The organism is Pseudomonas sp. TZ252 (genome assembly GCF_056110345.1).
The window spans coordinates 3600089-3622951 of the sequence record NZ_CM148566.1 but is presented as its reverse complement, the minus strand read 5'-3'; the positions used below and the strand labels follow the sequence as shown (position 1 = coordinate 3622951).

Annotated in this window: 22 protein-coding genes; 10 read left to right on the top strand and 12 right to left on the bottom strand. The window is 68.2% G+C overall.

What is annotated here, in order from left to right; all coding sequences use genetic code 11:
- The first annotated feature begins 68 nt into the window (after positions 1-68).
- The 4 genes from mdrR1 to fecA all read left to right on the top strand — a co-directional run bounded on the left by mdrR1 (position 69) and on the right by fecA (position 4959).
- The gene (gene mdrR1 / locus ACYAF3_RS16760; protein ID WP_003132628.1) at positions 69-950 is read left to right on the top strand and encodes an efflux pump transcriptional regulator MdrR1; all 882 of its coding nucleotides are present in this window, start codon (positions 69-71) and stop codon (positions 948-950) included.
- Between the two features lie 100 nt (positions 951-1050).
- The gene (locus ACYAF3_RS16755; RefSeq protein ID WP_003092999.1) at positions 1051-1560 is read left to right on the top strand and encodes a sigma-70 family RNA polymerase sigma factor; all 510 of its coding nucleotides are present in this window, start codon (positions 1051-1053) and stop codon (positions 1558-1560) included.
- Positions 1557-2510 (top strand): FecR domain-containing protein, encoded by a 954-nt coding sequence (locus tag ACYAF3_RS16750; protein WP_023117155.1) that lies wholly within the window; start codon positions 1557-1559, stop codon positions 2508-2510. Before ACYAF3_RS16755 ends, ACYAF3_RS16750 begins: the two co-directional genes overlap by 4 nt.
- Positions 2511-2604: 94 nt before the next feature.
- Entirely contained in the window at positions 2605-4959 is a 2355-nt protein-coding gene (fecA, locus tag ACYAF3_RS16745; RefSeq protein ID WP_023083314.1) for a TonB-dependent Fe(3+) dicitrate receptor FecA, read from the top strand.
- A 95-nt stretch (positions 4960-5054) separates the two neighbouring features.
- On the opposite strand, the gene ivy is transcribed toward fecA, so the two are convergent.
- Positions 5055-5516 carry a lysozyme inhibitor Ivy gene (ivy, locus tag ACYAF3_RS16740; protein WP_003093002.1) on the bottom strand — a complete coding sequence of 154 codons (462 nt, stop codon included), beginning with the start codon at positions 5514-5516 and terminating at the stop codon, positions 5055-5057.
- Positions 5517-5736: 220 nt separating this feature from the next.
- On the opposite strand from ivy, the gene ACYAF3_RS16735 reads away from it, so the two are divergent.
- From ACYAF3_RS16735 to tsiT, 6 genes are all read left to right on the top strand, one after another.
- On the top strand, positions 5737-7320 hold the full coding sequence (locus ACYAF3_RS16735) for a peptide chain release factor 3 (protein WP_003093004.1): 1584 nt from the start codon (positions 5737-5739) through the stop codon (positions 7318-7320).
- A gap of 384 nt (positions 7321-7704) precedes the next feature.
- On the top strand, positions 7705-8100 hold the full coding sequence (locus ACYAF3_RS16730) for a PAAR domain-containing protein (protein ID WP_031632315.1): 396 nt from the start codon (positions 7705-7707) through the stop codon (positions 8098-8100).
- Positions 8097-8624, top strand: a complete 528-nt coding sequence (locus ACYAF3_RS16725) for a DUF4123 domain-containing protein (RefSeq protein WP_009876999.1) — start codon at positions 8097-8099, stop codon at positions 8622-8624. Before ACYAF3_RS16730 ends, ACYAF3_RS16725 begins: the two co-directional genes overlap by 4 nt.
- The gene (locus ACYAF3_RS16720; RefSeq protein WP_003104238.1) at positions 8617-9000 is read left to right on the top strand and encodes a hypothetical protein; all 384 of its coding nucleotides are present in this window, start codon (positions 8617-8619) and stop codon (positions 8998-9000) included. The genes ACYAF3_RS16725 and ACYAF3_RS16720 overlap by 8 nt, the downstream gene beginning before the upstream one ends.
- Complete coding sequence (gene tseT, locus ACYAF3_RS16715) at positions 8997-9782, top strand: type VI secretion system effector protein TseT (RefSeq protein ID WP_003104240.1); 786 nt, start codon at positions 8997-8999, stop codon at positions 9780-9782. The genes ACYAF3_RS16720 and tseT overlap by 4 nt, the downstream gene beginning before the upstream one ends.
- Entirely contained in the window at positions 9779-10498 is a 720-nt protein-coding gene (gene tsiT / locus ACYAF3_RS16710) for a type VI secretion system immunity protein TsiT (protein WP_004351560.1), read from the top strand. The genes tseT and tsiT overlap by 4 nt, the downstream gene beginning before the upstream one ends.
- 579 nt (positions 10499-11077) lie before the next feature.
- Here the strand turns inward: tsiT and ACYAF3_RS16705 are convergent.
- The 11 genes from ACYAF3_RS16705 to ACYAF3_RS16655 all read right to left on the bottom strand — a co-directional run bounded on the left by ACYAF3_RS16705 (position 11078) and on the right by ACYAF3_RS16655 (position 22497).
- A complete protein-coding gene (locus tag ACYAF3_RS16705) occupies positions 11078-13420 on the bottom strand; it encodes an endonuclease/exonuclease/phosphatase family protein (RefSeq protein WP_003453898.1) in 2343 nt (780 codons plus the stop codon).
- Positions 13421-13456: 36 nt separating this feature from the next.
- Positions 13457-15019, bottom strand: a complete 1563-nt coding sequence (locus tag ACYAF3_RS16700; protein WP_003110915.1) for an alkaline phosphatase D family protein — start codon at positions 15017-15019, stop codon at positions 13457-13459.
- Positions 15020-15270: 251 nt separating this feature from the next.
- On the bottom strand, positions 15271-15786 hold the full coding sequence (gene ubiT / locus ACYAF3_RS16695) for a ubiquinone anaerobic biosynthesis accessory factor UbiT (RefSeq protein ID WP_003104247.1): 516 nt from the start codon (positions 15784-15786) through the stop codon (positions 15271-15273).
- Complete coding sequence (locus ACYAF3_RS16690; RefSeq protein ID WP_003110916.1) at positions 15780-16670, bottom strand: U32 family peptidase; 891 nt, start codon at positions 16668-16670, stop codon at positions 15780-15782. Before ACYAF3_RS16690 ends, ubiT begins: the two co-directional genes overlap by 7 nt.
- 11 nt (positions 16671-16681) lie before the next feature.
- Positions 16682-17677: a ubiquinone anaerobic biosynthesis protein UbiU gene (gene ubiU, locus ACYAF3_RS16685; protein WP_003093020.1), complete on the bottom strand. Its 996-nt coding sequence runs from the start codon at positions 17675-17677 to the stop codon at positions 16682-16684.
- A 114-nt stretch (positions 17678-17791) separates the two neighbouring features.
- Positions 17792-19015 carry a molybdopterin molybdotransferase MoeA gene (locus ACYAF3_RS16680; protein ID WP_003114306.1) on the bottom strand — a complete coding sequence of 408 codons (1224 nt, stop codon included), beginning with the start codon at positions 19013-19015 and terminating at the stop codon, positions 17792-17794.
- Positions 19012-19569, bottom strand: coding sequence for a molybdenum cofactor biosynthesis protein B (gene moaB / locus ACYAF3_RS16675; protein WP_003107542.1), 558 nt, complete (start codon positions 19567-19569; stop codon positions 19012-19014). Before moaB ends, ACYAF3_RS16680 begins: the two co-directional genes overlap by 4 nt.
- A gap of 100 nt (positions 19570-19669) precedes the next feature.
- Complete coding sequence (moaE, locus tag ACYAF3_RS16670) at positions 19670-20122, bottom strand: molybdopterin synthase catalytic subunit MoaE (RefSeq protein ID WP_003093025.1); 453 nt, start codon at positions 20120-20122, stop codon at positions 19670-19672.
- 4 nt (positions 20123-20126) lie between these two features.
- Positions 20127-20378 (bottom strand): molybdopterin converting factor subunit 1, encoded by a 252-nt coding sequence (gene moaD / locus ACYAF3_RS16665; protein WP_003093027.1) that lies wholly within the window; start codon positions 20376-20378, stop codon positions 20127-20129.
- Positions 20375-20857: a cyclic pyranopterin monophosphate synthase MoaC gene (gene moaC / locus ACYAF3_RS16660; protein ID WP_003093030.1), complete on the bottom strand. Its 483-nt coding sequence runs from the start codon at positions 20855-20857 to the stop codon at positions 20375-20377. Before moaC ends, moaD begins: the two co-directional genes overlap by 4 nt.
- Before the next feature lie 248 nt (positions 20858-21105).
- Positions 21106-22497, bottom strand: a complete 1392-nt coding sequence (locus ACYAF3_RS16655; protein ID WP_003093038.1) for a PhoH family protein — start codon at positions 22495-22497, stop codon at positions 21106-21108.
- Positions 22498-22863: the final 366 nt, after the last annotated feature.

Sequence of the window (22863 nt, the reverse complement as noted above, 5' to 3'; positions counted from 1 at the left end):
TGTCCATTCTTGCGCTTTTCATCCGCCGCCTCTCGCGGCAGCGTCCGGGCGCGGGTAGCATGGCCGGCATGCACCAACCCAGTGATTTCCAGGTATTCCGCACCCTCGACCGGACCTCCAATGCGCGCCTGCTGCGCAGCAGCACGCTCAGCGACGGCCTGGCGCTCGCCCATTGGTACCGCGACGAAGCGGAGATCCTCGGCTACAGCGACCCCGGCCATCACACCCTGTCGCTCTACCTGCAGGGCGGCTGGCAGACCTTCCGCCGCGATCGTCCCGGGCTCTATGGCGGCCCCGACCGCTTCTGCGTGATGCCGGCCGAACACCACTCCGACTGGGCGGTGACACGCGGCCTGGGCTTCATGCACCTGTACATCAGCCCGGAACGCCTGGCCGGCGCGGCGGTACGCACCCTCGATTGCGAACCGCGCAGCCTGCAACTGGAGGAGCGCACCTACATCCAGGACGAGCCGCTGGCCGCCCTGTGCCGGACCCTGGAACGACAGGACTGGAACGAACCCGGCGAGCGCCTGCTATGCACCAGCCTCGCCCACCAGGCGGTGGACCACCTGCTGCTCACCGGGTGCGGCAGGCGTACCGACGTACGCTGGCAGGGCGGGCTGGCCGCGCACGTGCGGCGGCGCCTGGCCGACTACATCGAAAGCCACCTGGAGCAGCCGCTGGAACTGGGGTCGCTGGCGGAGCTGGCGGCGCTCTCCGAGTACCACTTCGCGCGCATGTTCCGCGTCTCCTTCGGCCTGCCGCCGCACCGCTACGTGCTGGAACGACGCCTGGCGCGGGCCCGCGACCTGCTGGCGTACTCCGCGCAGTCGCTCCAGGAGGTCTCGCTGGCCTGCGGCTTCGCCAGTCCGAGCCATTTCAACCGGCGCTTCCGCGAAGCCCATGGCGCCACCCCGGGGCAGTACCGCGCCGCCCTGAAAGCCTCCTGAAAGCCAGGCGCCGACAGCCTGCGGTTGTAGGCAGGCATTCCCGCAGCATAAAATGATAACTATTATCATTCGTTAATCCTTCTGCTCCGGGAATGTCCAGGTGTCGAGCGCCGACCTCGCCCACGCGGCCGCGTTGCATACCCTCTACAGCGACCACCACCACTGGCTCACGGGCTGGCTGCGGCGCCGCCTCGGCTGCCCGCAGAACGCCGCCGACCTGGCCCAGGACACCTTCGTCAAGGTCCTGGTTTCGCGCCAGGCCGCGCGCATCGACGAACCACGCGCCTTCCTCACCACCATCGCCCGCCGCGTGCTGTGCAACCACTACCGCCGCCAGGACGTCGAGCGCGCCTACCTGGAAGCCCTGGCCAGCCTGCCCGAGCGGGAAGTCCCCAGCGAAGAGACCCGCGCCATCGTCCTGGAGACCCTGGTCGAGCTGGACCGTCTGCTCGACGGTCTGCCGCCGCTGGCCAAGGAGACCTTCCTGCTGGCCCAACTCGACGGCCTGGGCTACGCCGAGATCGCCACGCAGCTGGGCATCTCCCTGAGCAGCGTCAAGCGCTACATGCTCAAGGCTGCGCAACGCTGCTACTTCGCCGAGCTGCCATGAGCCTGCCCGCCGCGCCCAAGGTGCCGCCGCAGGTGGCCGAACAGGCCGTGCGCTGGCTGGTCGAGCTGCAGGGCGGCGCCGACGACGAACGCCTGCGCCAGGCCTGGCAGTGCTGGCGCCAGGCGGCCCCGGAACACGAGCAGGCCTGGCGCCACATCGAGGCGGTCAACCAGCGCCTGGCCGGGATAGGCACGCCACTGGCCCTGGCCGCCATCAACGCACCGCATTCGCCGCAACGCCGGCGCGCGCTGAAGACCCTGCTGCTGGTCCTGGCCGCCGGCGGCAGCGCCTGGGGCCTGCGCGAGAGCGGCAGCCTGCAGCGCTGGAGCGCCGACTATGCCACCGGCGTCGGCGAACGCCGGCGCCTGGCCCTGGCCGACGGCAGTCGCCTCGAGCTGAACAGCGACACGGCGGTGGATGTCCGCTTCGATGCCGGCGAACGGCGCCTGCTCCTGCTGCGCGGGGAAATCCAGCTCAGCACCGGCCACGACCCGCGCCCGCTGCACGTGTACAGCGCGGAAGGCCGGCTGCGACCGGTGGGCACCCGGTTCGACGTGCGCCAGTTCGCCGGACGCACCCGCGTCGCCGTCCACGAAGGCGCGGTACAGGTGGAGAACCGCGCCGGCCAGGGCCTGCTGTTGCCCAGCGGCCGGCAACTGGACTTCGACCGCGAGCGACTCGGCGCTCCGCAGCCGCTGCCGGTCGGCAGCGGCGCCTGGACCGACGGCATGCTGGTGGCCGCCGGCATGCGCCTGGACGAATTCCTCGCCGAAGTCGCGCGCTACCGCCCCGGCCGGCTGGGCTGCGACCCGCGCATCGGCGGCCTGCGGATTTCCGGCAGCTATCCGCTGGACGATAGCGAGCGGATCCTCGCCACCCTGCCGGCGGTGCTACCTGTGGAGGTACGGCGCGTCACCCGCTACTGGGTCGGCGTGCACCCGCGCGAATGAGCGGAAAGATATTTCCGCGCACCTGAGCCTTTTTCCCCACCTCGCGTGACAGAGGAGGAAAGCCAACCTCGAAAGATCCACTGGAGTGTCCCTCATGTCCCCGTCACGCGCCCTGTCGCCGCTCAGCCGCGCCCTGCTCCTCGCCTGCCTCGGCGGTCCCGTCCTGGTTTCCGCCGGCAGCGCCTGCGCCGCCGAGATCCGCACCGATGCCCGCCAGTACTACCGCCTGCCTGCCGAGCCACTGGAGCAGGCGTTGAACCACCTAGGCCGCCAGGCCGGCGTGCTGATCGCCTTCAGCCCGGAACAGACCGCCGCGCGACGCAGCCAGGCGCTGGACGGCGAGTACACCCTGGAGGAAGCCCTGGCCGCCCTGCTCGCCGGCTCCGGCCTGGAGGCGCGCGCCCGCGGCGACGGCGCCTACACCCTGGAAGCGCTGCCGGTGGAAGACCCGGCCAACCTGCAGGCGCTCACCGTGGTCGGCGACTGGCTGGCCGACGCCAGCGCCGCCGACGTCTTCGAGCATCCCGGTGCGCGCGACGTGGTCCGCCGCGAGCAGTTCCAGGCCCAAGGCGCGGCCAGCACCCGCGAAGTGCTGGAGCGCATTCCCGGGGTCAGCGCGCCGCTCAACAACGGCACCGGCAGCCACGACCTGGCATTGAACTTCGGCATTCGCGGCCTCAACCCGCGCCTGGCGTCGCGCTCGACGGTGCTGATGGACGGCATCCCGGTGCCCTTCGCCCCCTACGGCCAGCCACAGTTGTCGCTGGCGCCGGTGTCCATCGGCAACATGGACGCGGTGGACGTGGTCCGCGGCGGCGGCGCGGTGCGCTACGGGCCGCAGAACGTCGGCGGCATCGTCAACTTCGTGACCCGGGCGATCCCCGAGGACTTCGCCACCAAGCTCGACGTGCACAGCGAACTCAGCCCCAGCTCCAGCCAGGACGGCCTGAAGACCACCCACAACGTGCTGATCGGCGGCACCGGCGCCAACGGCCTCGGCGGCGCCCTGCTCTACTCCGGCACCCGCGGCGGCGATTGGCGCGAGCACAGCGATACGCGGATCGACGACCTGATCCTCAAGGGCCGCTTCCAGCCCAGCGACGAACACACGTTTTCGGCGATGACCCAGTACTACGACGGCGAGGCCGACATGCCCGGCGGCCTCGGCACCGCGGCCTACCGCGACGACCCGTACCAGTCGACCCGTCCCTACGACAAGTTCTGGGGCCGCCGTACCCTGGCCAGCGCCAGCTACGAATACACCCCCAACGCCAGCCAGAAGCTCAACGTCACCGGCTTCTTCACCAAGACCCTGCGCAGCGGCTACCTCGACCAGGGCCGCAACCTCACCCTGTCGCCGCGCGAATACTGGGTGCGAGGCCTGGAAACCCGCTTCAGCCAGGGCTTCGAGCTGGGCGAAAGTCGCCACGAAGTGGGCATCGGCCACCGCTACGTCAACGAAGCCAGCCACGAGCTGCGCTACTGGACCCGCGCCGACAGCGGCCAGCTACCCAGCACCGGCAGCCGCAACGACCGCGACACCCGCGGCAGCACCGAAGCCAACGCGTTCTACATCGACGATCGCATCGACATCGGCAACTGGACCATCACCCCCGGCATCCGCTACGAGAAGATCGATTCCGAACAGAAGAACCTGCTGAAGAACAGCAAGGACAGCGGCCGCTACAACGCCTCGCTGCCGGCGCTCAACGTGACCTACCACCTCACGCCGAGCTGGAACCTCTACGCCAACACCGAGGGCTCGTTCGGCACCGTGCAGTACAGCCAGATGGGCAAGGCGGTGCGCAGCGGCGACATCGAGCCGGAGAAGGCCCGCACCTGGGAACTCGGCAGCCGCTACGACGACGGCATCCTGCGCGCCGAACTGGGCGCCTTCCTGATCAACTTCGACAACCAGTACGAGAGCAACCAGCAGACCGACAGCGTGACCGCCCGCGGCAAGACCCGGCACAAGGGCATCGAGGCGGCGATCGCCTACGACCTGGCCGATCTCGACCCGCTGCTCTCCGGCTTCGACGTCTATGCCAGCTACGCCTACGTCGACGCGAGCATTCGCGAAGACGGGCCGAACAAGGGCAACCAGGTGCCGTTCTCCTCGAAGCACAAGGGCACCCTTGGCGCCAACTACCGCACCGGCGCCTGGAGCTACAACCTCGACGGCAGCTTCCAGACCAGCCAGTACGCCGACAACGCCAACACCGAGAGCGAAAGCGCCGACGGCAGCACCGGGCGGATCGCCGGCTGGATGGTCTGGAGCGCGCGCGGCACCTACGACTTCGGCCCGCAACTGAACGACCTCAAGCTCGGCCTGGGGGTGAAGAACCTGTTCGATCGCCGCTACTACACCCGCTCGTTCGACGACAACAACAAGGGCCTCTACGTCGGCCAGCCGCGCACCCTGTACGTACAGGCCTCGGTCGGTTTCTGAAGGAAGACCGCGGGAGCGCATGGCGCAACGGCGGACGATCGCCAGCGATCATCCGCCCTTCCCGCCGCCGGGCCTGGTCCCCCTCAGGCCCGGCGTCACTTCCAGTTCGGATCGCTCTCCAACTGTTTCATCAGCAGCTCGCGGACCTGCCTGGAGGGTTCGCCGTACCAGCGATAGGTGGCGTACTTGCTCGGCGTCTGCATGACTTCGGCGGGCTCGTCCGGCAGGCTCACCTGCAGCCCGTAGGCGGCACTCTTGTCGCCACGGAACGCCACCAGCAGGCGGTTGTTGCCGCAATCGTGGGGTTTGCAACTGTTGGCCAGGACGTAGGGCTGGCCCTCCAGGCTCAGGCTGGTGGACGGGGAACTCGGGCCGCTGGCGTCGGAAACCCATTTCGGCACGTCGCTCTCGCCCTTGAACATGGCGTGCCAGGTGGCCTTGTAGCCGGGCTGGCCGAGCAGTTCGAACAGCCGCGGCTGCTCCTCGGCCTGCGCCGGCGCCCAGTGCAGCGCCGCGCCCAGCAACGCCAGGGAGAGCAGTCTGGATACTCCGTTCATGGTGATTTCCTTCGATCGGGTGAAATGAAAGCAGTCTATCCGGCGGTGGCCGCCGCTGGCTGCTTGGAACGGCACGACTGCGACAAGTTCGCTGTCCACCGGCAATTCCATCGATCGCCGGATGACAGGCATCCCGACGCGCCGCGTTTTACCGCTATAATCCCGCGTTTTTCCGGGCCGTCCCGCGCCCACGCCAACGGATTCCAGCAGGCACGCATCCATGACCACTCAGGCCGCCGAAGTCGCGAAGCGCCGTACCTTCGCGATCATTTCCCACCCCGACGCCGGTAAGACCACCATCACCGAGAAGCTCCTGCTGATGGGCAAGGCGATCGCCGTCGCCGGTACCGTGAAGTCGCGCAAGTCCGACCGCCACGCCACGTCCGACTGGATGGAGATGGAAAAGCAGCGCGGCATCTCCATCACCACCTCGGTGATGCAGTTCCCCTACCGCGAGCACATGATCAACCTGCTCGACACCCCCGGCCACGAAGACTTCTCCGAAGACACCTACCGCACCCTGACCGCGGTGGACTCGGCGCTGATGGTGCTCGACGGCGGCAAGGGCGTCGAACCGCGGACCATCGCCCTGATGGAAGTCTGCCGGCTGCGCGACACGCCCATCGTCAGCTTCATCAACAAGCTCGACCGCGACATCCGCGACCCCATCGAGCTGCTCGACGAGATCGAGGCGGTGCTGAAGATCAAGGCCGCGCCGATCACCTGGCCGATCGGCTGCTACAAGGACTTCAAGGGCGTCTACCACCTGGCCGACGACAGGATCATCGTCTACGTCCCGGGCCACGGCCACGAGCGCATCGAGACCAAGGTCATCGAAAAGCTCGACTCCGACGAAGCCCGCGCCCACCTCGGCGATCTCTACGACAATTTCGTCGAAGAGCTGGAGCTGGTGCAGGGCGCCTGCCACGAATTCGACAAGGATGCCTTCCTCAAGGGCGAGATGACCCCGGTGTTCTTCGGCACCGCGCTGGGCAACTTCGGCGTCGACCAGGTCCTCGACTGCATCGTCGACTGGGCGCCGCAGCCGCTGTCGCGCGCCACCCACGAACGCAGCGTGGAGCCGACCGAGGAGAAGTTCTCCGGCTTCGTGTTCAAGATCCAGGCGAACATGGATCCCAAGCACCGCGACCGCATCGCCTTCATGCGCATCTGCTCGGGCAAGTACGAGAAAGGCATGAAGATGCGCCACGTGCGCCTGGGCAAGGACGTGAAGATCGCCGACGCGCTGACCTTCTTCTCCTCCGAGCGCGAGCAACTGGAAGAGGCCTATGCCGGCGACATCATCGGCCTGCACAACCACGGCACCATCCAGATCGGCGACACCTTCAGCGAAGGCGAGAACTTCGGTTTCACCGGCATCCCGCACTTCGCCCCGGAACTGTTCCGCCGCGTGCGCCTGAAAGACCCGCTGAAGTCCAAGCAGTTGCGCCAGGGCCTGCAGGAACTGGCCGAGGAAGGTGCGACCCAGGTGTTCTTCCCCGAGCGCAACAACGACATCATCCTCGGTGCGGTGGGCGTGCTGCAGTTCGACGTGGTCGCCAGCCGCCTGAAGGAGGAATACAAGGTCGAGTGCGCCTACGAGGCGATCAACGTCTGGTCGGCACGCTGGATCGAGTGCGACGACGAGAAGAAGCTCAAGGAGTTCAAGGACAAGGCCTTCGAGAACCTCTCCGTGGACGGCGGCGGGCACCTCACCTACCTGGCGCCGACCCGCGTCAACCTCAGCCTGATGGAAGAACGCTGGCCGGACATCCGCTTCCGCGCGACGCGCGAGCATCACTGATCGCACGGGAGGAGCCAGGAACAGCCTCCCTGTCTCCTCCCGCGGCGGTCTCGGCGCAGGGCGGATAACCCTATCGCGGCTATCCGTCGCTCCAGCGCGGTATCGGCGGACAGCCCCTGCGCAGGCAAAGCGAACGCGACGCTGTGCGAAACGCCTCCTTCCCTCCTCCCAGGCTCCCCTCCCCATCGCGCCATCGCTCCGTACGCCTGCGCCTTTCGCAGGCGGGTGACGAGACTTCCAGGTAGGAAATCCCTTCAAGCGCAACCAGGCAAGGACGCGGTTGCCCAAGCCGTTTCCGAAGGTGCCTCCTGAGCAGTTCAGATAGGTTGTCCGCCCCCGACTGGCACGGCAGAGTGCCAGGGTTTATCTCATAGGGACTTGAGCATGAGCGGCAAACCCGCTGCGCGCCTGGGCGATCCGACCGCGTGTCCGCTACCGGGCCACGGCAGCAACCCAATCGTCGGCGGCTCGCCCGACGTCTTCTTCGACCATCGGTCCGCCGCCCGCCAGGGCGACGCCACCGCCTGCGGCGCCACCCTCAGCGCCAACGTCATCGCCAACGTACTGATCAATGGCAAGCCCGCCACCGTGGTAGGTAGCGTCGGCACCCACGGCGACCTGGTGGTCGGCGGCGCGGGCACGGTGCTGATCGGCAACAGCGGCGGCGGCGCACCCGCTCTCGCCCTCGCCCCACCGAAGCTGTGCCTGCAATGCCTGCTGCTGGCGGCACGCCGCAACCAGGCCCTGGTGCCCCTGGAAAGCCTCGGCGGCGCACCGTGAGCCGGCTCCAGCCAGCGCTCGCGGCGCCTACGCCGGACAGCCGCCTGTTCGCCCTGGCGGACGGCGCCCGCTACCTGACCCTGGACACCCGCCTGGAAAAGGCCGCGGGGGAAATCCGCTCGCGCTGGCTGCTGGCCGGGAGCGAGCTGGACGATATCGCCCATGCCGGGCCGGTCCTGATCGAATTCATGGACAGCGCCCCGCTTTCGTCATCGGGCGAGTTCCTCGGCTGGCTGCGCGACTGGGACCGCCGCTCGCCCATGGCCTCCTGGCTGTGGAGCCGGGCGTCCTTCGAAAACCTCGCGAAACACTTCGCCGGGCTGCTCTTCACCCGCATGCCCGACGGCCGCCGGGCGCTGTTGCGCTACTACAGCCCGGAAGTGCGCCGGGCGCTGGAACAGGTCATGACCGCGCGGCAATGGACGCAAGTGATGGCGCCGCTGGAGCGTTGGCAGGTCTGGCAGCCCCTGCAGGGCGGCTACCTCGTCTATGACCGGGAAACGGAGCGGACCGCCGATGCTTGAACTGGATGCCGGCCAACTGGATCGCCTGCAGCGGGTCCGCGACGACGAAGTCATCGAGCGGGTCCTGCTGGAGGTACGCCGGGAGGCTCCCGCCTGGCTCGAACGACGCGGCCTGCTGCCCGCCATCCGGCAACTCGGCGAGCTGCGCGCGACGGCGCTGGAACTGGGTATCGAAGAGCCCGGGACGATCGAACGCTTTCTTCTGCACGGCCTGGCCTTCCCCGCTTTCCAGGACACGCCGGCGTTTCTCGCACACATGCGCCGGCCGCTGGCGGACAGCCCGGAACAACGCTTCCAGGACTACGAACGGATCGTCGAGTTTCGCCTGGCCAGCCAGAAATGGCGCGCGTACGAAACCTCGGGGAGACCGGCATGAGCGGCATAGGCGCGCTTTTCCGACCGCTGCCCCGCATGGGTCCGCGGCTGCCCTTCGAACTACCCGCGCCGCCCCGGCCGCACTTGCCGATGCCGGCGCCGCGCCCGCTGCCGCGACCGGCCCCCGGCGCGCTGCCCAGGCCGGTACCGCGTCCGATGCCGGTTCCGCAGACCCTGCCCAGGACCGAGACCGGCACGCTGAGCCGCGACCGGACCCGGGAAGCCGAGCGCGATTGCAGCAAGAGCCAGGGCCGCGACAAGGACTGCGTGGAGTGCCCGCCGTCCCGGGGCGAAATGGCCATCGCCAATAACGGCAAGGGCCACAGCATGTCGGACCTGTCCGCGCGCTACCAGCAGTGGGTGACCAATTTCCCGTTTCCCCACGAATGGTTCTGGAGCGGCACCTGGTGGGACGGCTTCGACGAGCCGCGCTGCACCCTGCTGGAGGCGAAGGCCAACTACGCCTTCCTGTTCGTCCCGCTGCTCGGCGTGCCCAGGCCCTGGGCGCGGGCCAAGGTGAAGTCGGACCTGCTGCAGAAGGCCGAGGTCCACAGCGACAAGGCCCGACCGACCCCGCCGGTGTTCGTCGAATGGCACTTCCTGCAGCGGATCGTCTACGAGTACTGCGCCGCGGAGTACCTGCGCATGGGACTGGCCAACCTGAAGGCATTCTGGAATCCGATGCCGGGAACGGACGAGCACGACGACTACCAGGAAACCCGCGCGAAGGAACAGGAAGAGATGAAAAGGTTTTGCGAAGAGAACCCGGGGTATTGCGCATGACGGACGCCAAGGCTTTCAGGCGCTACATATTCGAGCTGTACTTCGATCCGGCACGGCTCCTCGCACTGGACGACGACCAGCACCTGCAACGGATAGAACGCTTCCTCGATGCCCTCGCGCCCCTCCATCCGGTGCTGGAGAACTGGTACCTGTGCGGCGACTCCCTGCGCGATGCCCTCAGCCACAACGTCACCGAGCACCGCCAGGATCTCGCCAAGGCCCTGTCGCGTGACCGACGCACCCGGGCGGTGGAACTGGTGCTATGGAACGGCGAGGAGGATCCGCTCAAGGGCGGGTTGTCGCTGGACTACGAGGCCAGCGGCAGGGCCGTCTCGTCCAGGCTCCAGTTGGAAGATGCCGGCAGCCTGCTGCAAGTGTTCGACGCACCGGCTTCCTCCTTCGTCGCGATCTTCCTCGCGGCGCTGGAAATCTGGCCCGAAACGACCTGGGGCATGCTCGCTCCGCATGCGTACTTCATACACCAGCGGACCTTCCCGGACCGCCGCAGCATCGGCTGGATCGGCTTCTGCCCGCATCCGCTAAGGGCCACGGACTTCCCGGCGGCTACGGAGCTGGTCGACATTCCCGGCCGTGGCACCCTGCTGCTGAACGGCCGCGAACCGATGGACGAAACCCGTCGCGAACATTTCGAGCGCGTCGGCGAAGCGGACATCAAGCTGATGGAACTGGGCTACCTGCCGCCGCTGCGCGGCTGACGACGTACGAACCTGGTGGGGCCTCCGTTCCGTGGGGCGAATACGCCACCGGCGTAATCCGCCGGCATCCCGCCGCAACGGCGGATAACCGCAGGCGGTTATTCGCCCTACCAGGCCCACGTGCCACGCAGCAAGGCCACCCTGGAGTGACCTCCGTTCCGTGGGACGAATACGCCACCGGCGTTATCCGCCGAGATCCCGCCACGACGGCGGATAACCGCAAGCGGTTATTCGCCCTACCAGGTCCACGTGCCACGCAGAAGGCCACCCTGGAGGGGGCTCCGTTCCGTAGGGCGAATAACGCCACCGGCGTTATCCGCCGATATCCCGCCGCAACGGCGGATAGCCGCAAGCGGTTATTCGCCCCACCAGGCCCACGTGCCACACTGGAAGGCCACCCTGGAGGGGGCTCCGTTCCGTAGGGCGAATAACGCCACCGGCGTTATCCGCCGGCATCCCGCCGCAACGGCGGATAACCGCAAGCGGTTATTCGCCCTACAGGCCCACGTGCCATGCAGAAAGGCCACCCGAGGGTGGCCTTTCTGCATGGCGACCAACGCCACGGGCGCTATCCGCTGCCTACCTGCGGTGCTTCTTCATCGCCACCCGGCGCAGGTCGATACCGATCACCACCGGGTCGTGGTCGGAGGCCCGGTACGGCTCGGCGTTGTACAGGCTGTCCTGCTGCCGAGGGGTCTTGAACTCGACGTTGTAGTCCAGCACCCGGGGCTCGTCGGCGTTGATGTGCCACTCCACCGCGCCGCGTACCTGGCGCGCCAGGCTGGCGTTGGCGAGGGCGTGGTCAAGGTAGCCGGACTGCCCGGAGAACACGTAGGAATAGCCCTTTCCTGCGCCCGCCTGACGCGCCACCAGGTCGGTGTAGCCGGCGCTGCGGATGACGTTCACCGGGTCTTCCTTGGCATAGGAATTGAGGTCGCCGATGATCAGGCGATCAGGCTCCTTGGCGCCCGTCGGATCGCCCGCCAGCCAGTCCACCAGGGCCTGGGCGGCGCGCGCCCGGGTCAGGTTGCAGTTGCCCTGGCCGTCGCCGGTGTCCGGGTCGCCGTCGCAGGCCGAGCCCTTCGACTTCAGGTGGTTCACCGCGATGGTCAGGCGTTCGCCGCCATTGATCTCCTGGAAGGTCTGGGCCAGGGTCGGACGGTTGCGGGTGTCGTCGAACTCCGGGTTCACCGAACTGTCGAGCACCGCCGCGGATCGATAGGTGCGGACCTTGTCGCCGCGATAGATCAGCCCCACGGCAATTTCGTCGCTGCCCAGCTTCGCCCGGTTCGGGTTGACGAAGGCATAGCGCTGGCCCTGGGGCAGGCTGGCGTTGAGGCCGTTGACCAGGTCGGCGATGGCGCTGAACTCGCCGTAGCCGTCGTTCTCGATCTCCATCAGGCCGACGATGTCCGCCTTCGAGGCGAGGATCGCCGCGACGATCTTCGCTTTCTGCCGTTGGAACTCCTCGGCCGTGTTGGCTCCGCGCGAGGTGGGGAAACCGCCGCCCTTGCCATCGCCGTTGAAGTAGTTGAGCACGTTGAAGCTGGCCACCCGCAGGCGCCCTTCCACCGCCGGCTGGGCCGGACGCGGATTGGCCGCCTCGAAGGTCGGCGTCTGCAACGGCTGGATACGGTAGCTGCCGGCCGAGTAGTCGAGCACGCCGTCGATGGCGCTGGTACGGTCGCCGACGCGCAGGCTGTTGTAGGCGCTCAGTTCCGGTGCCGGGTAGCGGATCGGGTCGGGGTTCTGCCCGCTGCGGCCGTCGTCGAGGAGAATCCGGTCGAGGTCGTTGCGCGCCTGCATGGCCTTGGCCTGTTCGCCGGGAGCCACCACGTTGGTCGGAGTCATCTGGCGGCCGCCGGAGGACAGCAGGACCTCGCCGTAGCGGCCGAGGTTGTAGACCTCGTTGACGGTCAGCGTCTGGCGGAGCTGCACGCGCATGCCTTCGTAGCGCTCCAGCGCATCGGCGCTGGCCAGCGGCAGGCTGATGCCGGCCGGCGTCGGCAAGGCCACGCCGCTCGCCAGGACGCTGACCTGCAGCGGCCCGACCAGTTCGGTGAGGCCGTTGAACTCGCGGACCTGGCCGGTCACCCGGACGCGGTCGCCGAGCTTGACGTCGCTGCCGTTGCCGCCGTCGTAGACGAAGATGCCTTCGGAGGTCGCCGGGTCGCCGTCCACCGTGGCATCTTCCTGCTGCACGTAGAAGCCCTTCAGCTCGCTGGCGTTCTGGAAGTCGCCGACCACCACGCCCTCGATGGCGACCCGCTGGTTCACCAGCGGACTTTCGGCGCCGGCGCCCTGCACCTCGTGGATCGGTCGCAGGCCGGCCTCCTCGCCGCCGCCGGGCTCACCAGCGCCATGCTGGCCGAGGTTGGCGAAGGTGTCGCGCGGGTAGCCCAGCCATTGCGCCGCCGGGTCGAAGGCGTCGCTGGGATCGCTGTCGCCGTCGCGGATGTCGGCCTTGCGCACCAGGCTCCGGTCGAGGGTCTGCACATCGCCGCTGCCCCAGGTCGTGCCGGGGTTGAAGCCGACCTGGCCGAGGCTGTCGAGGATCTCGCCGCCGCGCCGGCGCAGCAGCACCGCATCGTTGCCATTGAACCAGCTGCCTTCCACCCGCTGGCTGGCCAGCGCCAGCAACGCCGGGTCGGCCACGCCGTTGGCGAGGACGAAGGTCTTGCCCGGCGCCAGGCTGCCGCTCAGGTCGATGCTGCGGCCCGCCGCGCTGGCGCCGTTGAAATAGAACTCGACGCGGTAGGCGGAGAGGTCGAGGACCTGGCTGCCGCTGTTGTAGAACTCCAGCGCCTTGTTGTTGCCGCTGCCTTCGACATACTCGGAGATGATCAGCTCGGCGGCGTTGGCCACCGGCAGGCCCAGCAGGGCCAGGCCGCCCAGCAGGGCGGCGTTACGCAAGGGGTGCATCGGGATACTCCTTTATCGGAATGGGGTCGCCGCGGCTCAGGCGCCGTCGGGCTGCAGTTCCTGGGAAAACACCGGCTCGCCGTCGAGGTCGCGCAGGGTGACGGTGAGCGCGCGGCTTTGCGCATCGATCTCCACCTCGCCGAAGAACTGGTAGCCGGCGAAGGGGGAACTGTTCTGGACCAGCGGGGCCTTCTGGAACATCACCTGCGGGCCGAACGTGCCATCCAGCGCGTTGGGTCCGAAACTACCGGCATTGAGAGGCCCGGCGACGAACTCCCAGAACGGCGCGAAGTCCTTGAACGCGGCGCGCTCCGGGCTGTAGTGGTGGGCAGCGCAGTAATGCACGTCGGCGGTCAGCCAGACGGTGTTGCGCACCCCGGCGCGCTGGACGAAGCGCAGCAGGTCGGCGATCTCCAGCTCGCGGCCGAGGGCGGCGCCGTCATTGCCGTTGGCGATGGCCTCCCAGCGGTCGCGGCCCTGGGCGTCCTTGCCATCGGGCACGCAGAGGCCGATCGGCATGTCGGCGGCGATCACCTTCCACTGCGCACGCGAACCGCGCAACTCGCGCTTGAGCCATTGCAACTGCTCACGGCCGAGGAAATCGGTGGCGGCGCTGCGCCGCGCCTGCAGGTTGGCGCTGTTGCCGCCGCGGTAGCTGCGCATGTCGAGGACGAACACGTCGAGCAAAGGGCCGTAGGCGACCTTGCGGTAGATCCGCCCGTCGCGCCCCTGGCGCTGGAAGCGCAGCGGCGCGTATTCGAGGAACGCCTGGCGTGCACGGGCCGCCAGCACGTCGATGTCCTTCACCTGGTAACGCTCGTCGAGCTGCTTGCTGGAGGACCAGTTGTTGGTGGTCTCGTGGTCGTCCCATTGCCAGATCTGCGGCACCTCGGCGTTGAAGCGGCGCAGGTTGTCGTCGAGCAGGTTGTAGCGGTAGTTGCCGCGGAACTCGTCGAGGGTCTCGGCGACCTTGCTCTTGGCCTCGGTCACCCGGTTGCGCCAGATGCGCCCGCTCTCGGTCTCGATGCGTTCGGGGATCGGCCCATCGGCATAGATGGTGTCGCCGCTGTGCAGGAAGAAATCCGGCTGGCGCCGGCGCATGGCTTCGTAGATACGCATGCCGCCGATATCCGGATTGATCCCGAAACCTTGCCCGCAGGTGTCGCCGCTCCAGACGAAACGGATATTGCGCGCCTCGCTCGGCGCACTGCGCAGGTGGCCGAACCAGGGCTTGCTCAGGCTGCCGTCGCGGGCATCCTCGAAGCGCACCCGGTAGAAGATCGACTGGTCGGCCGGCAGGCCACGCAGGTCGATGCGCGCGGTGTAGTCGAGGCGCTCGTCGGTGACCGGCGAGACCAGCCGACGCGGCTCGCTGAAGACGCTACGGGTGTCCCATTCGACGATCATCCGCGCCGGGCGGTCGGTGCGGCTCCAGACCAGCGCGCGGTCGCCCTGCACATCGCCGGATTGCACGCCATCGGTCAGCTTCGGCCGCGCCCTGGGCGAGGCGATCACCGCCGGCGCGCCCAGCGCCGGCAACAGCAGTCCAGCGCCCAGGCCTTGCACGACGCGGCGGCGCTTGAGGTCCATCCCACTCATACCGGAGTTCTCCGCAGGCTTCACGAAGGTCCGGTTTACCGGGGCAAGTTGACAGGGGCGTTACGGGGACAGACAGGCTATCCGTTTGGTCAGGGGAAACGCCCATTCGCTCCGCGCCGCCCATGCGGCAACGAACCGGGCGTTGCCTCGCTGAAAAGAGCTTCAGTGAGTTTCAGGCTTCAGGGAATACACCCAATCGGAGGGGCGCGCCCAGCGACATTGGCGTCGCTATACGCCCCTTTCCACCGACCTCAGCCGCCCCGCGCGCCCTGGACCGGCCCCTGGGGCGCCTCGCCGCGCTCCTCCTGCACTGCCCGCCCGGCCCGTTCCACGGCGTTCCACAACCAGGGCGGCAGGTGCTCCGGGTCGAGGCTGTCGAGGAGGTTCTTGACCGCCAGGCCCAGCTCGGTGTCGCCCTCGATCACCAGGCGGCGGCGGAAGAACAGGGTATCCGGGTCCTCATGCCGGCTGGCCAGCAGCAGGAAGTCGCGCCAGTCGCCACGGATGGTCACGCTGGCCCGTGGCCGTTCGACCAGGCGCAGGCCGCCGGGCACCCGGGTGACGCACCAGCCGACGCCGAGGTCCCTGACTTCCAGGCGCAGCCAGCGACCTTCCAGCAGGTCGAAGGCGCCCTCCTCCAGCGGCTGGGCGAACAGCCGGTTGGCGACCCGTTGCAGGACCAGGTGCTGGAGCCCGCGCGGAACCTTCGCCGCCAGCGGCAACAGGCGTCCGGCGACGCCGAGGAGCAGGCGTTGGCGGTTCAGCATAGCCCTGCCTCCTCTGCCCGCAGCATCCCCGGCCGGCCGTGCCAGTAGCCGTTGCAGCCTTCCACAGCGAGCGGCGGAGCGGCACCCTTGCGTACCCGGTCGAAGGCCGCGATCACCTCGGCCATGCCCTGCGCCCGAGGACTCAGGCGTAGCAGGTCGGCGCCGCTATGTTCCAGCGAGCGGTAGTCGGCCAGCAGGTTGCTGACCTTGCCGGACATGGTCTGGATGCCGTTGAGGGTGAACAGCGCCTCGCCCTCCTGGCTGAGCAGCGGGATACCTTCGGGATACTGCTGGCAGCAGAACTGGCAGTCGTCCTTGGGCCGGTTCTCCGCCCGCGCGGTGAAGCAGCGCGCCGAGTAGGCCAGCGGCAGGTGACCGTAGGCGAAGACCTCGGTCTGCAATTGCTCCAGGCCCAGCTGCGCAGCCTGGTCGAGCACCCCGCGCAGCAGCTTGCCGGAGACTTCCACCGGCGGAATCCAGCGGCGCATGCCCCAGGAATACAGTTCGGCCAGGGCATGACCGTTGTAGAGGTTCAGCGCCGGACCGCCGACAAAGGGCACGCCGCGCTGGCTGAGGTAATAGACGGCGGCCATGTCGTTGGCCTCGACCCGGAGTTCGCCGTTCTCGCATAGCCGGCGCAGGCTGGACAGCTCCGAAGCGGCCTCGATCAGCGCCAGCCCGGAGAGCACCAGCTCGGCACGGGTCGCCTGCGCCAGCTCGCGGGCCAGCGCCTGCCAATCGTTCAGGGACAGCGCCCGGCGCTTGGCGCAGACGGTCTCGCCGAGGTAGATGACGTCGAGCGGCTGGCCGGCCATCTCGGCGTAGAAATCGAATATCTGCCGCTTGTCCCAGTAGAACAGCAGCGGTCCCAGGCTCAGTTTCATCGCGGCGGTCCTCACTGCCAGGAACGGTGATAGGCGCCCAGGGTGGTCTGGTGCCCTTCGGAAAGTCCGGCCAGCGCGCGCTGCCATTGCGGCTGCACGCTATAGGCGCCCGGCGCGCTGGCGTAGCTGTCCAGCGCCTGGCGCCAGACCCGGGTGACCTGCTCGACGTAGGCCGGGCTGCGCTGGCGGCCTTCGATCTTCACCGCCGCCACGCCGATTTCCGCCAGTTGCGGGACCAGGTCCAGGGTGTTCAGGCTGGTCGGTTCCTCCAGCGCATGGAAGCGCTGGCCATTGACCAGGAAACGGCCCTTGCAGAGGGTCGGGTAGCCGGCCGCCTCGCCGGCGGCGTAGCGGTCGATGAGCACTTCGTTGAGGCGCGAGGTCAACCCCTCCGGTTCCTCGCTCCAGCGCACCGCCCTGGCCGGCGAACAGACGCCGCAGAGGTTCGGCGACTCGCCGGTGACGTAGGAGGACAGGTGGCAGCGGCCCTCGGCCATGATGCACAGGCTGCCGAAGGCGAACACCTCCACCGGCACCGGGCTACCGGCCGCCACCTGGCGTACCTGCGCCAGCGATAGCACGCGGGGCAGGACCGCGCGACGGATGCCGTAGCGTTCGTGATAGAGGGCCAGGGCCGCGGCATTGGTTGCCGAGCCCTGCACCGACAGATGCAGGTTGAGCCGCGGATGACGCTTCGCGGCATAGCCGAGCACCGCCACGTCGGCGGCGATCAACGCATCGACGCCGAGGTCGGCGGCCTGGTCCACCGCGCGCTGCCAGCGCTCCCAGCCCTGCGCGCTGGAATAGGTGTTGACCGCTACGTAGAGCTGCCGCCCGGCCTCGTGGACTCGCCGCAGGCCTTCCTGCAACTGGCGTTCGTCAAGGTTGAGGCCGGCGAAATGGCGGGCGTTGGTGTCGTCGCGGAAACCGACGTAGATGGCATCGGCGCCCTGTCGCAGGGCCGACTTCAAGGCGGGCAGGCTGCCCGCCGGACAGACCAGTTGCATGGGGTTGCTCCTCTGGCGAAAAACGCGCTCCGCGGCAGTGGGCAACCCCGGGGCACAGGCGCCACACTCTAGAAAGACGCTCCCGGTCGGCGCTTGACCGGGATCAAGAAGGCCTCAGGCCATCAGTGCGGAGAACGGCAGAAAGTCGATCGCATCACCCACGCCCAGGGTGGCGCCGCGCTCGATCACCGCCAGCCCGTCCGCCCAACTGGCGGCAAGCAGCATCGCCGAGCCCTGCTGCGGGTGGATTTCCACCCGCCCCCGTTCATCGAGCCGCGCCCGCAGGTACTGGCGACGCGCCCGCGGTTGCGGCCAGTCGAAGGCCGCCGGCAACGCCAGCGGCCGCGGCACTACGTCGAACAGTCCCTGCTGGCGAAGCAGGAACGGACGCGCCACCAGTAATGCGGTGACCAGCGCCGCCGCAGGGTTGCCGGGCAGCCCCAGCCAGGGCTTGCCGGCCACGGAGCCGAAGGCGAACGGCTTGCCCGGCTGGATCGCCAGGCGCCACAGGTTGACCTCGCCAAGCTCGGCGATGGCGCGCTTGAGGTGGTCTTCCTCGCCTACCGAGACACCGCCGCTGGTGACCAGCGCGTCCCATTCGGAGGCCGCCAGGCTGAGCGCATCGCGGCTGGCCACCAGTTCGTCGGCCAGCACTTCCTCGTCGTGCACCTCGAAGCCGAGACCGCGCAGCAAGGCGCCGATGCAGTAACGGTTGGCGTTGTAGATCTGCCCGGCCAACAGTGTCTGGCCGGGCTCGCGCAATTCGTCGCCGCTGCTCAGCAGGCCGATGCGCAAGCGCCGACGCACCGAGACCGTGGCGACGCCGAGACTCGCCAGCAGGCCGAGTTCCTGCGGGCGCAAGCGCTGTCCGGCACGCAGCACCGGCGCGCCGCGACGCAACTCCTCGCCGCGCCGGCGCACATGCTGGCCGGCGCTCACCGGCGGCAACTGCACGCGCTCGCCGTCGACCACGCAGAGTTCCTGCGGCACCACGCAGTCGGCGCCGGTCGGCAGCGGCGCGCCGGTGAAGATCCGCGCCGCCTGGCCCAGCGGCAGGCTCATGCCGCGGGTGTCGCCGGCGGCGATCCGCGCGCCGACCGTCAGGCTGCCGCCGCTGCGCGGCAGGTCGGCGGAGCACAAGGCGTAGCCGTCCATCGCGCTGTTGTCCCAATGCGGCAGGTCCATCGGCGCCAGCAGGTCCTCGCCGAGCACTCGTCCCAGCGCCCGCTCCAGGGCCAGGCTCTCGCAGGCTGGCGGGCGCGGCGCGCGCGCCAGCAGTTCGGCCAGCGCCTCGTCGAGCGGGCGCAGTTGGCCGCCATCGCAGGCGCAAGCGCTCACGAGCGGCACCCGCAGCCGGCCACCGGCGCCACGGCTGGCGGGGTCTTCAGGTGCGGGACGAAATTGCACGGGCGGGTGCGGCTGTCCAGTTGCGCCAGGAGAATCTCGTTCCAGGCGGTACGACAGGCGCCCGGCGAGCCGGGCAGGCAGCACACCAGGGTACCGTTGCTGAGCCCAGCCAGCGCCCGCGACTGGATGGTGGAAGTGCCGATCTCGCGCTGCGAGACCTGGCGGAACAGTTCGCCGAAGCCCTCGACATAGCGCTCGAACAGCGGCCCGACCGCCTGCGGGGTGTTGTCCCGCGCGGTGAAACCGGTGCCGCCGGTGATCAGGCCGACCTGTACCTCGGGGTCGGCGATCCAGGCCGAGACCACCGCGCGGATCTGGTAGATGTCATCGGTCTTCAGGCTCCGCTGGTGCAGGCGATGACCGGCGGCCAGCAGCGCGTCGGCGAGGGTCTGGCCGGAAGTATCGGTTTCCAGGGTACGGGTGTCGCTGACGGTGAGGATGGCGATGTTCAGCGGCTGGAAGGTGGAGGTGGCCAGGTGGCTCATGGAAGGGGTCCTAGGAACGGGCGATGCCTCAGCCTGAACCGCGGGCCCCCGGCTGGCTATTCCTCCGAAGAGGTAAGCCGGCGGCGCGAGGAGGTAGACGTCACTCCTCCCAGCGCTGCGCGGCGGCCTGGTCGCTGCAGCGGCCTTCGACCCAGCGCGGGCCTTCGGCGGTGTCTTCCTTCTTCCAGAACGGCGCGCGGGTCTTCAGGTAGTCCATGACGAAGTTGCAGGCGTCGAACGCCGCCTGCCGGTGGGCGCTGGCGCAACCGACGAAGACGATCGGCTCGCCCGGCTCCAGGCGGCCGATGCGGTGGAGGATCTCCAGGCGCAGCAGCGGCCAGCGCTGCCCGGCCTCGGCGGCGATCTTGCCGAGGGCCTTCTCGGTCATGCCCGGATAATGTTCGAGGAACATCCCGCCGACCTCGCGACCGTCGTTGAAGTCGCGCACGTAGCCGACGAAGCCGACCACCGCGCCGATGCCGACGTTCTGCGCATGCAGGGCGTTAAGCTCCTGCCCCGGATCGAAAGCTGCCTGCTGGACGCGGATGGCCATGGGTTCAACCTCCGGTGACGGTGGGGAAGAAGGCGACTTCGTCGCCGTCCTGCAACGGCTCGTCGAGGCCGCACAGTTCCTGATTGCGCGCACACATCAGGTTCTGCTCGCCGAGGGTACGCTCCCAGGCCCCGCCGCGCTCCACCAGGAGCTGGCGCAAGGCGCCGAGGGTCGCCAGCCCGGCGTCCCAGTTCAACTGCTCGCCGTCGATGCCGAGGGCTTCGCGGTAACGGGCGAAATACTGCACGCGGATCATGCCTGCCCTTCCTCCTCTTTGCGGTAGTGGCCGCTCTTGCCGCCGAGCTTCTCCAGCAACTGGACCTGCTCGATGACCATCCCGCGGTCCACCGCCTTGCACATGTCGTAGATGGTCAGGGCCGCGACGCTGGCGGCGGTGAGCGCCTCCATCTCCACGCCGGTCTGCCCGGCCAGCCGGCAACGCGCGCGGATGCGCACGGCGTCCGGCGCCTCGGCCTGCAGTTCGAGCTTGACGCTGGTGAGCAGCAGCGGATGGCACAGCGGGATCAGTTCGTGGGTGCGCTTGGCCGCCTGGATGCCGGCGATCCGCGCCACGGCGAAGACGTCGCCCTTGGGATGGCCGCCGTCCTGGATCAGTTGCAGGGTTTCCGGGCGCATGCGCACCACGGCCTCGGCCGTGGCTTCACGGGAGGTCACGGCCTTTTCCGTGACGTCGACCATGTTGGCGCGGCCCTGGGAATCGAGATGGGTCAGCACGTGGGTGCTCCTGGAAGAGGATACTGGCCAGTCATTGTAAGCCCTGGAGGGCATGACGCGATGCCTGGGGGAGGTTCGGAAGGGGGATGATTGTATACATAAAGAGGTAGGGCAGGCCGGCGCAAGGCGCCTCATCCCGATCGGGTAACGATGCGGGCCCGGTCCCCGGACCGGGCCTGGCAGGATGTATATCCCGCCCGGCTTTTTCAACCGGGCGGGATATCGGCCGGCGATTGCCGCCGGCTACTTCACATGTGCGCCTCGGCGTACTCCGCCAGCACCGAGCGCGGCACCCCTTGCAGGGTCACGTGCACGCCGTGGGGGAAGTCCTTGAAGCGTTCGGTGAGGTAGGTCAGGCCGGAGCTGGTGGCGGACAGGTAGGGCGTGTCGATCTGCGCCAGGTTGCCCAGGCAGATCACCTTCGAACCGCTGCCGGCGCGGGTGATGATGGTCTTCATCTGGTGCGGCGTGAGGTTCTGGCATTCGTCGATGAGGATCAGGCTCTGCTGGAAGCTGCGCCCGCGGATGTAGTTCAGCGACTTGAACTGCAACGGCACCTTGCTGAGGATGTAGTCGACGCTGCCATGGGTGCATTCGTCGTCCATGTGCAGCGCTTCGAGGTTGTCGGTGATGGCGCCGAGCCAGGGCTCCATCTTTTCCGCCTCGGTGCCGGGCAGGAAGCCGATGTCCTCGTCCAGGCCCTGCACGCTGCGGGTGGCGATGATGCGCCGGTAGCGCTTGCTGACCATGGTCTGCTCGATGGCCGCGGCGAGCGCCAGGATGGTCTTGCCGGAACCGGCGGCACCGGACAGGTTGACCAGGTGGATGTCCGGGTCGAGCAGCGCGTACAGCGCCAGCGACTGGTACACGTCGCGTGGCCGCAGGCCCCAGGCTTCCTGGTGCAGGAGCGGCTCCTGGTGCAGGTCGAGGATGGTCAGCTCGTCCTGCTGGATGCCCTTGATCCAGCCGACGAAGCCCTGTTCGTCGACGATGAACTCGTTGATGTGCACCGCCGGCAGGTTGTCGGTGAGCTGCACGCGATGCCAGGTACGGCCGTGGTCCTGGCGGGTCTCGACCTTGCTCACGCGGTCCCAGAAAGAGCCGGCGAGGGAATGGTAGCCGCGCGACAGCAGGGCCACGTCGTCGATCAACTGGTCGGTGTGGTAGTCCTCCGCGTCCACCCCGCAGGCGCGCGCCTTCAGGCGCATGTTGATGTCCTTGGTCACCAGCACCACGCGCACGCCGCTGTGGCGGCTCTTCAGCTCGACCAACTGGTTGATGATCTTGTTGTCGTTGAGGTGCTCCGGCAGCCAGGTGATGGGCTCGGCACGCTTGCTCATGAGGATCGACAGGCTGCCGCTGGGGCCGTTCTTGCCACGCTGGATCGGTACCCCTCCCTCTACCTGCTCGGGCGTGGCCTCGCCGAGTACCTGGTCGATCAGGCGGATGGCCTGGCGGCACTCGGCGGCGATGGTGTGCTTTCCGGTCTTCAGCTTGTCCAGCTCTTCGAGCACCGTCATCGGGATCGCGACGCGGTGTTCCTGGAAGTTCAACAGGGCATTCGGATCGTGGATCAGGACATTGGTATCGAGGACGTACAGGGTGGGCTGGGTGGGGCGGGAACGTCCGTGGTCATCCATACGCGATCACCTTCTGCTAAGGGCCTGGCGACGGAATGCCGGGTCGGCGCTCCGCCGGGGGGCGAGCCGCCTTCTCTCTTCCGGTGGGGAGAGCCTGACAGCAGAGGTGAGGGCCGGGGCCGCCACCTGTGCTGCAGGGTTCGGCGGTCTACGGTTCCACAAATACCGCAAAAAATATGACGGTAAAAAGTACTTTTCGTCATCAGCAGGTTTTTTTTCCGCAAGCGACGAAATACCTTGGCGCAGCCCATCGCGAGGTCTAGTGTTATCGGTCCCACCCCTGTGAAAACCCTCCGCTTTTCCGTGCCGCAACGGTTTTCCAGCGCCATTCCCCCTCCCCCCTGCCCCTGCGACATAAAGCCGCCA